The organism is Halorubrum sp. (assembly GCF_046498025.1).
Classification (GTDB): domain Archaea; phylum Halobacteriota; class Halobacteria; order Halobacteriales; family Haloferacaceae; genus Halorubrum.
This window is the reverse complement of the sequence record NZ_JAWOBM010000035.1, coordinates 21,647-33,952: the sequence shown is the minus strand read 5'-3', so window position 1 is coordinate 33,952 and position 12,306 is coordinate 21,647. Positions and strand designations below refer to the sequence as shown.

14 protein-coding genes are annotated in these 12,306 nt (G+C 70.7%); 3 read left to right on the top strand and 11 right to left on the bottom strand.

The genetic code is table 11. The annotated features are described in order from the left end of the window. Positions 1 to 84: 84 nt before the first annotated feature. A complete protein-coding gene (locus R6U01_RS07480; protein WP_410285837.1) occupies positions 85 to 2,010 on the bottom strand; it encodes a beta-CASP ribonuclease aCPSF1 in 1,926 nt (641 codons plus the stop codon). A gap of 229 nt (positions 2,011 to 2,239) precedes the next feature. On the opposite strand from R6U01_RS07480, the gene R6U01_RS07475 reads away from it, so the two are divergent. Then, positions 2,240 to 2,755 carry a hypothetical protein gene (locus R6U01_RS07475; RefSeq protein ID WP_410285836.1) on the top strand — a complete coding sequence of 172 codons (516 nt, stop codon included), beginning with the start codon at positions 2,240 to 2,242 and terminating at the stop codon, positions 2,753 to 2,755. Positions 2,756 to 2,778: 23 nt separating this feature from the next. Here R6U01_RS07475 and R6U01_RS07470 read toward each other — a convergent pair whose 3' ends face one another. The 6 genes from R6U01_RS07470 to R6U01_RS07445 all read right to left on the bottom strand — a co-directional run bounded on the left by R6U01_RS07470 (position 2,779) and on the right by R6U01_RS07445 (position 8,362). After that, a complete protein-coding gene (locus tag R6U01_RS07470; protein WP_410285835.1) occupies positions 2,779 to 4,596 on the bottom strand; it encodes a S8 family serine peptidase in 1,818 nt (605 codons plus the stop codon). 239 nt (positions 4,597 to 4,835) lie between these two features. Then, entirely contained in the window at positions 4,836 to 5,702 is an 867-nt protein-coding gene (locus R6U01_RS07465; protein WP_410285834.1) for an SDR family oxidoreductase, read from the bottom strand. 65 nt (positions 5,703 to 5,767) lie between these two features. Continuing rightward, positions 5,768 to 6,529: an archaeal proteasome endopeptidase complex subunit alpha gene (gene psmA / locus R6U01_RS07460; RefSeq protein WP_410285833.1), complete on the bottom strand. Its 762-nt coding sequence runs from the start codon at positions 6,527 to 6,529 to the stop codon at positions 5,768 to 5,770. A 4-nt stretch (positions 6,530 to 6,533) separates the two neighbouring features. Next, on the bottom strand, positions 6,534 to 7,013 hold the full coding sequence (locus tag R6U01_RS07455; protein ID WP_410285832.1) for an Rpp14/Pop5 family protein: 480 nt from the start codon (positions 7,011 to 7,013) through the stop codon (positions 6,534 to 6,536). Positions 7,014 to 7,023: 10 nt separating this feature from the next. Next, positions 7,024 to 7,653 (bottom strand): class I SAM-dependent methyltransferase, encoded by a 630-nt coding sequence (locus tag R6U01_RS07450; RefSeq protein WP_410285831.1) that lies wholly within the window; start codon positions 7,651 to 7,653, stop codon positions 7,024 to 7,026. Continuing rightward, positions 7,637 to 8,362, bottom strand: a complete 726-nt coding sequence (locus R6U01_RS07445) for an RNase P subunit p30 family protein (RefSeq protein ID WP_410285830.1) — start codon at positions 8,360 to 8,362, stop codon at positions 7,637 to 7,639. Before R6U01_RS07445 ends, R6U01_RS07450 begins: the two co-directional genes overlap by 17 nt. A 132-nt stretch (positions 8,363 to 8,494) precedes the next feature. Here R6U01_RS07445 and R6U01_RS07440 point away from each other — a divergent pair, with 132 nt between their 5' ends. Further along, positions 8,495 to 8,779, top strand: a complete 285-nt coding sequence (locus R6U01_RS07440; protein WP_410285829.1) for a DUF357 domain-containing protein — start codon at positions 8,495 to 8,497, stop codon at positions 8,777 to 8,779. Between the two features lie 45 nt (positions 8,780 to 8,824). Here R6U01_RS07440 and R6U01_RS07435 read toward each other — a convergent pair whose 3' ends face one another. The 4 genes from R6U01_RS07435 to R6U01_RS07420 all read right to left on the bottom strand — a co-directional run bounded on the left by R6U01_RS07435 (position 8,825) and on the right by R6U01_RS07420 (position 11,711). After that, entirely contained in the window at positions 8,825 to 9,340 is a 516-nt protein-coding gene (locus R6U01_RS07435) for an MOSC domain-containing protein (RefSeq protein ID WP_410285828.1), read from the bottom strand. A 94-nt stretch (positions 9,341 to 9,434) separates the two neighbouring features. Next, positions 9,435 to 10,130 carry an HAD-IIB family hydrolase gene (locus R6U01_RS07430; protein WP_410285827.1) on the bottom strand — a complete coding sequence of 232 codons (696 nt, stop codon included), beginning with the start codon at positions 10,128 to 10,130 and terminating at the stop codon, positions 9,435 to 9,437. A gap of 110 nt (positions 10,131 to 10,240) precedes the next feature. Continuing rightward, positions 10,241 to 11,413 (bottom strand): Cdc6/Cdc18 family protein, encoded by a 1,173-nt coding sequence (locus tag R6U01_RS07425; protein ID WP_410285826.1) that lies wholly within the window; start codon positions 11,411 to 11,413, stop codon positions 10,241 to 10,243. A 94-nt stretch (positions 11,414 to 11,507) separates the two neighbouring features. Beyond that, positions 11,508 to 11,711: a hypothetical protein gene (locus tag R6U01_RS07420; protein WP_410285825.1), complete on the bottom strand. Its 204-nt coding sequence runs from the start codon at positions 11,709 to 11,711 to the stop codon at positions 11,508 to 11,510. A 154-nt stretch (positions 11,712 to 11,865) separates the two neighbouring features. On the opposite strand from R6U01_RS07420, the gene R6U01_RS07415 reads away from it, so the two are divergent. Next, positions 11,866 to 12,264: a hypothetical protein gene (locus tag R6U01_RS07415; RefSeq protein ID WP_410285824.1), complete on the top strand. Its 399-nt coding sequence runs from the start codon at positions 11,866 to 11,868 to the stop codon at positions 12,262 to 12,264. Positions 12,265 to 12,306 lie beyond the last annotated feature (42 nt).

The window sequence follows — 12,306 nt, the reverse complement described above, 5'->3', positions numbered from 1 at the left end:
GCGTCGCCTGTTAAGTACTCGCGTCGGCGCAACGCCGACCGCGGCGTGCGGGGAGCGGAGAAAGGCGCGCGTTCGAGCGTCGCCTTACTTAAATCGGAACGTCTCCAGGTTCTTCGGCGCGAACGTCCGCATGTTGTAGTCGTGGTACAGCGCCGACGAGAGGTCCTGCACCGAGCGCTCGTCCCCGTGGACACAGAGGACCTTCTCGGGCCGCGGGTTCATCGTCTTCACGAAGTTCTCTAACCCCTGCCGGTCGGCGTGGCCGGAGAAGCCGTCGACGACCTCCGTCCCCATCTCGAGGGTGAGGGTGTCGCCGCGGCTCCCGCCGCCCCAGCCGTCGACCGGGATCTCGTCCCAGCCGTTCTGGATCCGGCGTCCGAGGGTCCCCTGCGCCTGGTAGCCGACGAAGACGAGATTCGAGTTCGGGTCGGGACCGATGTGGCGGAGCCACGACATGATCGGCCCGCCCTCGATCATCCCGGAGGTGGAGATGACGATGCACTGATCGCCGTCGGCGACCTCCTGTCGCTCGTCCTCGCCGGCGTCGATGTGGTTGAACTGCTCGGCGAGGAACGGGTTCTCGTCGTCGTGGAAGATCCGGTCGCGGAGGTCGTCGCGGAGGTACTCGGGGTAGGTCGTGTGGATCGCGGTCGCCTCCCAGATCATCCCGTCGAGGTGGACGGGCATCGTCGGGATGTCGCCCTCGCGCATCGCCTCCTCTAAGACGAGCATGATCTCCTGGGAGCGCCCCACGGCGAACGCGGGGATGACGACCTTCCCGCCCTGCTCGTACGTGTCGTTGATGACGCGCTTGAGCGCCGCCTCGGAGTCGGCCTGGTCGGTCTGGTAGTCGTCGCGGCCGCCGTAGGTGGACTCCAACACGAGCGTCTCGACCCGCGGGAAGTCGTTGACCGCGCCGTTGAACAGGCGGGTGTCCTCGTAGTGGATGTCCCCGGAGAACGCGACGTTGTAGAGCCCGTCGCCGATGTGGAAGTGCGTGACCGCGCTCCCGAGGATGTGGCCCGCGTTGTGGAAGGTGAGCTTCACGTCGGGCGCCACGTCGGTGACGTCGCCGTACTCCAGCGGGATTGTGTGTTTGATCGCGTCGCGGACCTGCGCCGACTCGTACGGGGGCGTCCGCCCCTCCTTGGCGGCGACGTCGAGGTAGTCCAGCGTGAGCAGCCCCATCAGGTCGCGCGTCGGCTCGGTCGTGTAGATCGGGCCGTCGTAGCCATACTTAAACAGGAGCGGCAGCAGCGCCGAGTGGTCGAGGTGGGCGTGCGTGAGGACGACGGCGTCGATGGTCGCCGCGCCGGCGCCGAGCGCCTCGGGGACCTGGAGGTACGGCACCTCGCCCTCCGCGCCGGGCTTGTCGCCGCAGTCGATGAGGATGCGCGTCTCGGGCGTCGAGAGGATGAAGGCGGCGCGGCCCACCTCTCGACAGCAGCCGAGCGTCGTGATCCGGACCCACTCGTCGTCGGACATCTTCTCGCGGTGGATCTGCCGACCGACGCGTTCGAGGATGTCGCGGCGCTCCTCGCGCTCGGTCTTCAGGAAGCCGCGGACGTTCGAGACGGTGGACGACTCGATCGGCGGCGTCCGAACGACCTCGGGGGTCCACCCGACCTCTTGGGTGATCTCCCGCAGCGTGGAGCCGCGGCGGCCGATCACCATTCCCGGCTTCTCCGCCTCGATGACGACCTCGCCGGTGTCCTCGTGGAAGTCGAGGTCGGTCACCCCGGCCTCCTCGGGGATGACCTCGCGGACCTCCTTCTCGGCGCGTGACGGCGGCGAGAGGGCGCTGGGATCGGGTCGGACCGTGATTCGCTTCCGGAGCTTGGAGGCGAGCCGGCGAATCAGGTCGCCGTCGCCGGCGAACCGCTTCGGGTCGCGGGTGTACACGACCAGTTCCGGGCCCTCGTACTTGACGTCGGTGACCGTGATGTCGTTCGGAATCTCCTGTTCGATCTCTGATTTCAGGGTATCGAGCTGCTTATCGACTTGACTCATATCTTACCGCGGGTAGTTGGGGCCGCCGTCGCCGTCGAGTCGGGCCGGTACGTGGCTCGTCGCCGAACGGTCGACCGTGACGGGGTAGGCATAGTGGTAGTACTGTCCGTAGGTGGCACCGCGCGGGAACAGCCGGCGAAAACCCGCTTGAATGGACGTATACTCCCGTTGTTATAAAACCCTTCGCAAAGGGCAAACCCCTTTTCCCGCCGCCGCCCTCAGCACTCGCATGCGCGTCACCCCGGAGACGGTCCGCGACGAACACGCGTGGGTGCGCGACCGCGACCAGGTCGTCGTCCCCCTCATCAACGAGATCCGCGATCGGCTCGGGACGCTGTTCGAGACGGAGGTCGATCCGGTGACCCGCGAGGCGTACCGCCGCGAGGTCGACGCGGTCTTCGCCGCCGGCGAGGTCGCGGTCAACGTCGCCGGCTGCGTCGCGCTCCTCCGCGACCTCGACGTCGCGGACGACTACCCCGGGTTCGTCCTCGACGAGGTGCTCGGCCGCGAGCTGGCGGCGACGGTCGCCGGGGGTCGGCCGCTCTCGTTGCTCGCGGAGGCGACGTTCCACTTCGCGGACGTTCACGTGAGCGAGGACGAGACCGCGCCGGGCGACGACACCGGAACCGCCGGCGCGGACGACCTCGACGCCGCGCTCGCCGCCGGCTTCCAGACGCGGCTCCCGGGCTGGGCGTGGCGAGAGGAAGAGAGCCCGTTCGCGGTCGGCTCGGACGGCGACGCCTGACCGGAGAGCGGCCGCCGCCGAGGCTACACGGTCCGGCTCGCGACCGTCTCGTTTCCGGCGTCGTCGACGACGGTGAGCCGGACCTCGGCGACCGAGGCTCGCCGGCTCTCGAGGTCGTCGACCCCCGACGCGGTCTCACCGCTCACGCTCGTCGAGACGGCGTCGGCGACGCTTCCGTCGCCGGTGAGCTGTTCGCTCGTGACGGTCGCGAGGTCGCCGTCGGCGTCGGAGACCGACCACTCGACCGTCTGGCGCGACCAGTTGGGGTTGCTGTCGTCGGTGACGACGAACTCGTCCACGGCGGGCGCGCTGTCGCCGTCGCCGCTCTCTTCCGTCTCCGTGACGCTCGCGGTGTCGGTCGCCGACGCGCCCTCGGTGTCGGTCACGACCAGTTCGACGGCGTACTCGTTCCCGCTGCCGTCGTCGCCGTCGGCGACCAGCCGCGTCGTGTCGCTCGCCGCGTCGCCGCTCACGTCGACCGCGGTCGTCTCCTCGGTCGCGCCGGCCGTGTCGTCGGTCAGGGTCAGGTCGACGGCGTCGAGGTTCCCGTCCGCGTCGGAGACCGCCCACGAGACGTCGAACTCGGCGTCCCCGTCGTCGGTCTCGACCTCCGAGACGGCGAGGTCGTCGACCGCCGGGGCGTCGTTCCCGTCGTCGGTGCCGCCGACCGCGTCCGCGACGTTGAGCCGTCCCGCTCCCTGCTCGTTGTCGGCGAGGCCGACGTCGTCGGCCGCGTCGAGGAGGGCGGTCCTGACGGCGTCGCGCTCCGTGGTTCCGTCGGCGATCACTTGCGCGGCCGCGCCGGCGACGTGCGGGCAGGCCATCGACGTGCCCGAGAACTCGGCGTAGTCGTCTCGAGGGACCGTCGAGAGGGTGTCCACGCCCGGCGCGGCGATCTCGACCTCCGGCCCGGTCGAGGAGAAGTCGGCGAGGTCGTCGTTCTCGTCCGTGGCGGACACGGCGATGACCCGGTCGTCGCGGGCCGGGAAGCCGACGCAGTCGGTGCAGGGGCCGCTGTTGCCGGCGGCGGCGACCATCACGACCCCCCGATCAGCCGCGTACCCGACCGCGTCCGCGACGACGGAGGAGTCGCTGTCCGCGCCGAGGCTCATGCTCTGCACGTCGTGTCCCTGGTCGGCGGACCACTCGATCCCGGCCGCGATGTCGTCGAACGAGCCGGAGCCGTCGCACGCGAGCACCTTCACGGCGTGGAGGGTCACCTCGGGCGCGACCCCGAGGACGCCGGTCCCGTCGTCCGCGGCCGCGGCGGTCCCCGCGCAGTGCGTCCCGTGGTCGTTGTCGTCGTCCCACTCGGCGAGGCACTCGTCGATGTCGTTGCCGCCGCCGCCGCCGGGCCCGCCCCCGCTGCAGTTCGTCGTGCACGCGGCGTCGGTGGTCGCGTAGCCCTCCCCGAGGTTCGCCTGGAGGGTCTCGTGTTGCGCGTCGATCCCCGTGTCTATCACGGCGACGTGGACCCCCGTGCCCGTGTTGCCGTCGTCGATCGCCACGTCGGCGTCGGTGATGTCGATCCCGTACGGCGTCGTCTGCTCGAACGCCTCCATCGTCCCGTTCTCCTCGACGTACCGGACGTTCGGGTTGTTCTCGAGGTTCGCGACCGCCCGCGGCGACGCCCGGATCGTCAGCGCGTCGAACGCGAACTCGCGTTTCACCTCGGCGGCCGCGCGCCTCGCGGCCGATCGCCCGGCGTCGTTCTCCACGCCGACGTTCACCTCGACGAGGTCGTCCGCGGACGCGTTCCCGGCGACCCCCAGCGCGCCGAACGTCCCGGCAGCCGTGAACAGCACCTCCCGTCTATCGAGTAATATGTCATCAGATGACATGATTTTCTGCTCTGATTACTTCGACTTAATTCTTTGGGATATTTAGTAAGGAATATAGCTCAGCGGTCGAAATGAGGTCGCTCTCCGGGGCTATCCGGTGTGTGAGCGACTACACGGGAAGCGTCGCGGTGGGTCGCGCCTGCGTACGCGGAAGCGTCGCGGTGGCTCGCGTCTGTGTACGCGGAAGTGTCGCAGTGGCTCGCGTCTGTGTACGCGGAAGCGTCGACGGTCGAGCGCGTCTACGACGTGAATTTCCGGAGGAACTCGTAGCCGCGGTCGAGCACCGCGTCGGGGAGGAACCGCGCCAGGACGCCGACGCGGGCGGTGGTGCCCGGCTGGACCCGGGCGGGCGGCCGCGTCGCGCTCGCTGCGTCGTAGATCGCGCCGGCGACGAGCTGGGGCTCGACCGCGCCGGGACCGTCGCCGCCGACCAGCTTCGCGTCTTCGAACATCGCGTAGAAGGGCTCGTACGCCTCGGTCCGCTCGACGCCGTCCGCCTCCTCGGGGTCGGTCTCGTTCTCGGCGCGCGTCGAGAAGTTCGTCTTCACCGGGCCGGGCTCGACGACGACCACGTCGACGCCGAACTCGGCGACCTCGTTGCGGAGGGCGTCCGACATCGCCTCGACCGCGAACTTCGAGCCGCTGTACACGCCGCCGCCCGGGAACGAGACGCGCCCGGCGACCGACGAGAGGTTGACGATGGTGCCGTCGCGCTCGCGGCGCATCGCCGGCAACACCGCGCGGATGAGCCGGTGGGGGCCGTACACGTTCACGTCGAACTGCTCGTGGACCCGTTCCGTCGACACGTCCTCTATCGGACCGAACTGGCCGTACCCCGCGTTGTTGACCACGGCGTCGATCGCGCCCTCCTCGTCTAAGACGCGGTCGACGACGCGGTCGACGTCGGACTGATCGGTCACGTCCAGCGTCGCGAGCTCGCAGCCCGCCTCGCCGAGCGTCTCGATGTCCGCGGGGTTCCGGGCGGTCGCGTACACGGTCCACCCCTCGTCGTTGAACGCGTGCGCCGTGGCGCGGCCGATACCCGAGGAACAGCCGGTGATGAGTACCGTCTTCTGCACGCGTCGTCGGTCGGCCCCCGTCGACATAACTCTCCCGACCGGGCGGTGGACGTCCGTTGGTCTCGCGGAAAAACTCGGGTGCGGCGGGTCGCTTACTCGTCGTCGGACTCCTCTTCGTCCTCGTCGGTCGCGAGCAGGTCGCGGTCGTCGAGGATCGATTCCAGCTCCTCGGCCGAGCGCTCGGTGTAGCCGTCCTCGGCCGTGATCGTGGCCACGCCGACGCCGTCGGGCGCCAACTCGCCGTCGTTCGACTGCGCGAGGGTGTCGAGCGCGAGCCCGACCGCCTCGTCGGTGGAGAGCCCCGCTTCGTACTCCGCCTCGAGGTAGTCGCGGAGGTCGCTCCGGTTGGAGCCGATCGAGAGCGCCTGCCACTCGTAGGGGGTGCCGGAGGGGTCGGTCTCGAACAGGCGCGGTTCGCCGTCGTCGACCCCGCCCACGATGAGCGCGACGCCGAAGGGGCGCGCCCCGCCGACCTGCGTGTACTGCTGGATGTGGTCGGTGATCGTTTTCGTCAGCGTCTCGATGCCGATGGCCTCGCCGTATCGAAGTCGGTTGACCTGCGCCTGTCGACGCGCGAAGTCGATGAGCTGACGCGCGTCGGCGACGTGTCCCGCGCTCGCGACGCCGACGTGGTCGTCCGCCTTGTGGAGCTTCTCGATGCTCGCCGGCTCCATCAGCGAGGAGCGGGCGCGCTTGTCGGCCGCGAGGACGACGGCGTCCTCGCCCCGGACGCCGACGCTCGCCGTTCCGCGTTTTACCGCCTCCCGGGCGTATTCGACCTGGTAGAGCCTGCCGTCGGGAGAGAAGATGGTGATTCCTCGGTCGTACGCCTGCTGTTGAGATTGGCCCTGCATGATATCACTCGATGTCGAACGCCGCCGCGCCGACGTAACCCGACCCGACCCGCACGTCGTACGCGTCATCGCGCACGACGGCAGGTCGCTCGGCGTCCCGGAACGCGACGTCTCGCTGTGTCGAAGATGCGCCCGCGCGACCCATATATCTTTCCTCACAGGCACGCACCGTCCCCGAGATTCCACGGACGTGGATCCCGACGGAGCGGCCGTCGACCTCGCTCACGCAGGCGATCGCGGCCCGCGCCTCGTCGACGTGACCGCGCCGCACTCTGACGACCGCCTCGCCGACGCCGTCGCCGTGTGTGAAATCGAGCAGCGCGAGGTCCGCGTCGGCGCTGCCGGCGTCGCCGATCAGGTTGCCGGCGGCGTACCAGAGCGCGCGCTGGAACGCCCGGCGCCGGAGGTCGGCGTCGGGCCACGTCTCGATTCCGAGCGCGACGTACCGCCACCGCGGTCGGAGGTGTTTCGGGAGGTGTTTCATCCGGCGGGCGTCACTCCGTCTCCGAGTCGTCGTCGAGCCGCTCCGCGACGATCACGGCGACCTGGTCGTGGACGCGCTCGACCGCCGTCACGGCGAACCCCTCTGCGGTGAACGCCTCGACGAGGGTGCCGACCGTCGCGGGATCGTCGACCTCGGGGCTGTAAAACGGCGCGTCGGCGTCCGGTCCCTCGAAGAAGGCCACGTCGCCGAGGACGATCCGGCGGGCGCCGGTGGCGGCCATCTCGCGGATCGCCTCGCGCTTCTCGTCGTCGGCGAGGTGGTGGAGGGCGAAGTTCGAGGTGACCGCGTCGACCCGCTGGCCGGCGTCGACCCCGGGCGCCCGAAACTCGCCGTACGCGAACTCGACGTTGTCGAGGCCGCGCTCCGCCGCCTTCCGGCGCCCCTCGTCCATCATCCCCTCGCTGATGTCGCGGGCGAGGACACGCTCCGCGTCGGGCGCGAGCGCCAGCGCGATGGCGCCCGTGCCGGCGCCCAGGTCGAGGACCACGTCGTCCGGGTTCGGGTCGGCGTAGTCGACGACGAGGCCCGCGCAGGCGTGGTACTCGTCGCTCTTGGAGTCGTCGTACGTGGCGGCTTTCTCGGAGAAGCGCGCGGCGTGCTCCTCAACGCTCTTCTTCATACCTCCCACGTCGGACCCCCGGCTCTATGAAGCCCTCGGAGCGCCGCTCCCGGTTGCGGGCCGCGACGTCGCCCCACGCCCGGAGCCCCTCGCGGACCCACTCGGGGTCGAACCCGACGGCCGCCGCGGCGGCGACGAGCTCGCGGGGCGCGCGGAGCGCGAGGTGCGACCGCGCGTTCGCGCTGACGACGTGGGGCGCGTCGTAGTACGTCACGATCTCCCGGAGCTTCCGGAGGTCCGCGAGCGCCCGCACCCGCTTGCCGCCGCTCGCGCGGAGCACCGGACCGAGGTCGAACTCCACGTGGACCCCGTTGTCGCGGGCCGCCTTCGCGAGGACGTGGTTGAAGTCGCCCGGCCCGCTCATCGGGCGCGCGAGCACGTCGACGCGCGGCTCCTCGACCGCGAAGCGGTTGAGGCCGTCGTCGCCGCCGACGAGGCAGACGACGGTGCGCTCGGACCGGTAGTTGCCGACCGATCCCGAGGCGCGCGTGGCGTCGTCGACGTCGATCTCCGCCGCGTCGACGACGTCGATCCCGTACTCCTCGCGGAGCGACGCCGCCTCGGCCGAGGGCTCGCCGGTCCCGCCGGCCGGAGCGAGCGCGTCCCGCGTGCGGACGACGATCCCGTCGTAGCCGTACCGCGCCGCGGTGGCCGCGTGGCGGGCGACGGTCGCGTCGCCGTCGGGGTGGGCGTGGACGGCCTCGTACATGCTCGGCCGTTTCGGCCCCGCCGGTATCGTCGTTGCGCTTTCGGGCGGCGCGCCCGCTTCGGGCGGGCGACGGCGGGTCGACGCGGCTCGTCCCCCGAGGGGTTTTTGCGTCCCTCGGGGAAACCGGAGCGCATGAGCGCCGATCTGGAGGAGAAGACGGGCCGCTACGAGCGGATGCTCGCGGACGCGCTGGCGGTCGCCGAGCCGCGGCCGCCGGCCGACACCGCCCTCGGCGACGCCGCGGCCGACGTGGTCGAGATGGCCGAGTCGTACCTCGAAGACGGGCGGCACTTCCGCGAGGCCGACGACCCGGTCAACGCGCTCGCGTCGTACTCGTACGGGTACGGCTGGCTCGACGCCGGCGTCCGGCTCGGGCTGTTCGCCGTCCCCGACGACACCGAGCTGTTCACGACGTGAGGTGCGGTCGAGGCGCGCCGGCGATCTCGCCGCGGGCCGCCCGTCTCACGCCGACGGGTCTTCGAGCCGCGACCGCGCGGCCCCCGGCGCGTCGCCGAGAATCCGGATCGGCGTGCCGGCTTCGATCGCGCCGTCCTCGACGATCCTGGCGCGGAGTCCGCCTCTGTGGACGAGCGCGTCGTGGAGCCCCTCGCGTTCGAGCAGCGACTCGAGATACGAGCACGGCTCGCAGAGCTCGACGCCCTCGCAGGTCGCGTCGCCGACGCGGAACCGCGCCCCGACGAGACGGTTGAGCCCGATACCCCTGGTGGTGAGGTTGCGCCGGTGCTCGTCCGGTCCGACGGCGATCCCGTAGTCGCGTTCGACGGCGTCGAGCGTCTCGGCCTCGATAAGCGACAGTTCGCGGCTCACGTCGCGCGCCGACTGCGAGTAGGTCCCGCGGTCGAGAAAGTACCGGTCGCCGCGCAGCCCTCGCCCGGAGACCGCTTCGGCGCTGTCCCGCTCCTCCATGGGCGCGCCCGACTCGGGCGCGACGTGAATCGCCTCGATCCGTCCGGTCATGGCGTCAGCAGGTCGACGACCGACAAAGCGGTTGCGGCGCGAGGGTCGTCGACGTCGCGTCACATACCGATCGACGCGACCGACAGTCGTCCGTTTATAAGGGATCGCTCCCGTCCCGCTCGCGCAGACCGGCGAGGACACTCGCCGTCCCGTCCATGTACGACTCCTCGAGGACGACGTCGGCGGCCTCGCGGGCGGTCGCGTCCGCGTTGGCGACCGCGTACGACTCGCCCGCGACGGCGAACGTGGAGGCGTCGTTCTCGCTGTCGCCGACGGCGACGAACCGGTCGGCGGGGAGGTCGAGCGCGTCGACGACGCGTTCGAGTGCTCGACCCTTGCTCACGTCGGGCGACTTGACGTGGTACGCGTAGCCGGTGTCGACGACCTCCACGCGTCCGTCGGCCTCCGCGGCGACCTCGCGGAGCAGCGCCTCGTCGGCGTCGAGCGACAGCGCCACCTCCGTCTCGCGCCAGCGGTTGACGGTGTCGCCGGCGCCCCACCCGATCTCCCCGCCGCGCGCCTCGAACGCCTCGACGACGGCCCGCGGAGCCGCCGGATCGCCGAGAACGATCGTCTCGCCGTCGACGTACGCGACCCCGCCGTTTTCGGCGATCACGACCTCGGGCCGACCGAGGAAGTGCGCCAGCCCGACCGGATAGGGGAACGACTTCCCGGTCGCGAAGACGACCGGCGCGCCCCACTCGGGCAACAGCTCGAAGACCCGGGCGTCGATCCGGCCGCTCCCCGTCGTCAGCGTCCCGTCGATGTCCAGCGCGAGGGGCGGAACCATACCGTCGATGGGGGGGCCGGGCGCAACTGTCTTGCGTTCGCGCGCGGCCCGGCGGACGATCGAAAAACGCCGCGGACGTCGACCGCGGCGGCTTGGTCAGCCGACTCGGCTCAGTTCCGCCACGCCGGCCGGTCGAACAGCGCTTCGAACACGAGCGTCGGGAACCGCGGCACGAGCCGGCTCGGGGGGCGGCCCTTGCCGTCGCTCCGGCGGACCGTCACCCGGTCGAGCAGCCCCGCGTCCGCGAGCTCGTAGAGCACCCGGCGCACCGTGGACGCCGAGAGGTCGACGTCGGGCCGCGAGGCGATCGTCTCCGTCGCGGCGCTCACAGAGGACCGGTCCTCCTCCGACAGCCTGACGAGCTCGTACAGCAGCCGCCGCCGGCTCTCGGAGAGCGCGAGGACGCGTCCCAGCGCCACGCCGGGCATCGGGACGGCCTCGATCCCCGCGTCGAGGTCGGTCGGTCGGATCGTCGACGCCCCGGCCCGCTCCGCGCTGATCGCGGCGCCGGTGACCGCGGCGAGCGCGTCGTGGGCGTCGCCCTCGGCCCACTCCGTCACCTCGCGGATCTGGTCGTGGCTGATCGCGTCGCGACCGAGCCCGGTCGAACACCGGCTCGTCAGCAGTTCGACGAGCACGTGCCGCCGATACGGCTCGAACGTCACGGTCGCCCCGGGCTCCCACGCGATCGCCTCGGGCGGGTCCCGGCCCAGGCACACGGGGGCGATGTGCTCGCTGATCGCCGTGAGCCACTCGACGACCTCGGACGCGTCCGGCGTCTCGGGCTCGTTGGTGTGATCCACCGCAACGACCACCTCCGGTCCGGTACGGAAGCCGTCCCTGAGCTCGTCGACCAGCTCGTCGGTGCCGATCCCGTGTTCGGGGATCGGGTCGTCGCCGAACGTCGAGAGGACGCGGTGGTACAGCTTGAACCGGGTCGAGCCCCGCCGCGCGTCGACGTACACGAACCCCGGGAGCGTCGGTTCGACCGCCCGCGTCGCGGTCTGGATCGCTCTCCGCGGCCCGCTGTGGGCCGCGAGGCGTTCGAACAGCGCGGAGACGACGGCCGACTTCCCGCTTCCCTTCGGGCCGTGCACGTAGGTACTCGGCGGGAGCGACCCGGAGAACGCCGGACTGAACACGTCGAGCAGGCGCTCGAACGACGGCCCGCGGCCGGTCGGGGAGTCGACGTGCGTGACGGGAGAGAGGGAGTCAAGATCGACGAGGACGTCGGCCCCGGTGTCGTACCCCAGCCGACGTTCGATCCGGTCGTCGATGTTCACGGTCGTCCCTCCTCAGTGGTCAGACGTCGGTCGTTCGAAACGGTCGAGGGACTCTCCCCGTGGCGGCTTCGGTGCAAGAGATACCGAGCGACTGTCACCAGTGAGCGGGCTTGTACCGGTTGATAACGACCGTTGAGATCACGAACATCGCCCCGCTCATGACGCCTGTTATCAGCCCGACGACGAGTCGAACGGCGAGCGTCCCTTCCGAAACGATCGCCATCACGACCGCCACGATAGCCATCACGACGAGGAGATTCCGCCGATCCCGCTCCTCGAACCCCAGCCGATCCAACATACCAGGTCATCCGCGGCGCGGTAATTAAATACCCCACGTTCGACCCGCGACGGCGACTCGGCGTGACTGCCGTACCGCGGGCGTGTGCCGTCGAGTCAGCGGCTACTCCGCCCCGATGGAAACCTATACGACCGTCGGGTGGACTACGACCGGTATGTCGAACGATCCGGCCGTGGAGACGCTGCACACGGTCGACGACCGAAGCAAAGTGATCGCCGTCCTGGCGACGCTGGCCGCGTTCGGAGCGGGCATGTTCACTATCGGCGACATCGAGTTCGTCTCCATCGCCGCGGCGGCGGTCGGCGTCGGCGTGCGGTTCGCGTCGGTCTGGTGGGGCGCTCGCGTCTTCGTCGAGGACGACGCGGTGAGGATCGCCGACCAGCCGACCGCCGGAAGCTACCACCACGGAGCGGTCGGCACCGCGCTCGCGGCAGCGGGTGCACTCGCGCTCCTCGCCCGGTACTTCGGCGGCGAGGTGTCGACGATCGCCGTCGCCGCCTCGGCGACCGCCGTCGTCGCGTTTCTCGGGCTTTCGGCGTTGCTCCCCGACTGACCGTCGCACCCGCTCGTGGACGGCCTCGCACCGGATGCTCTT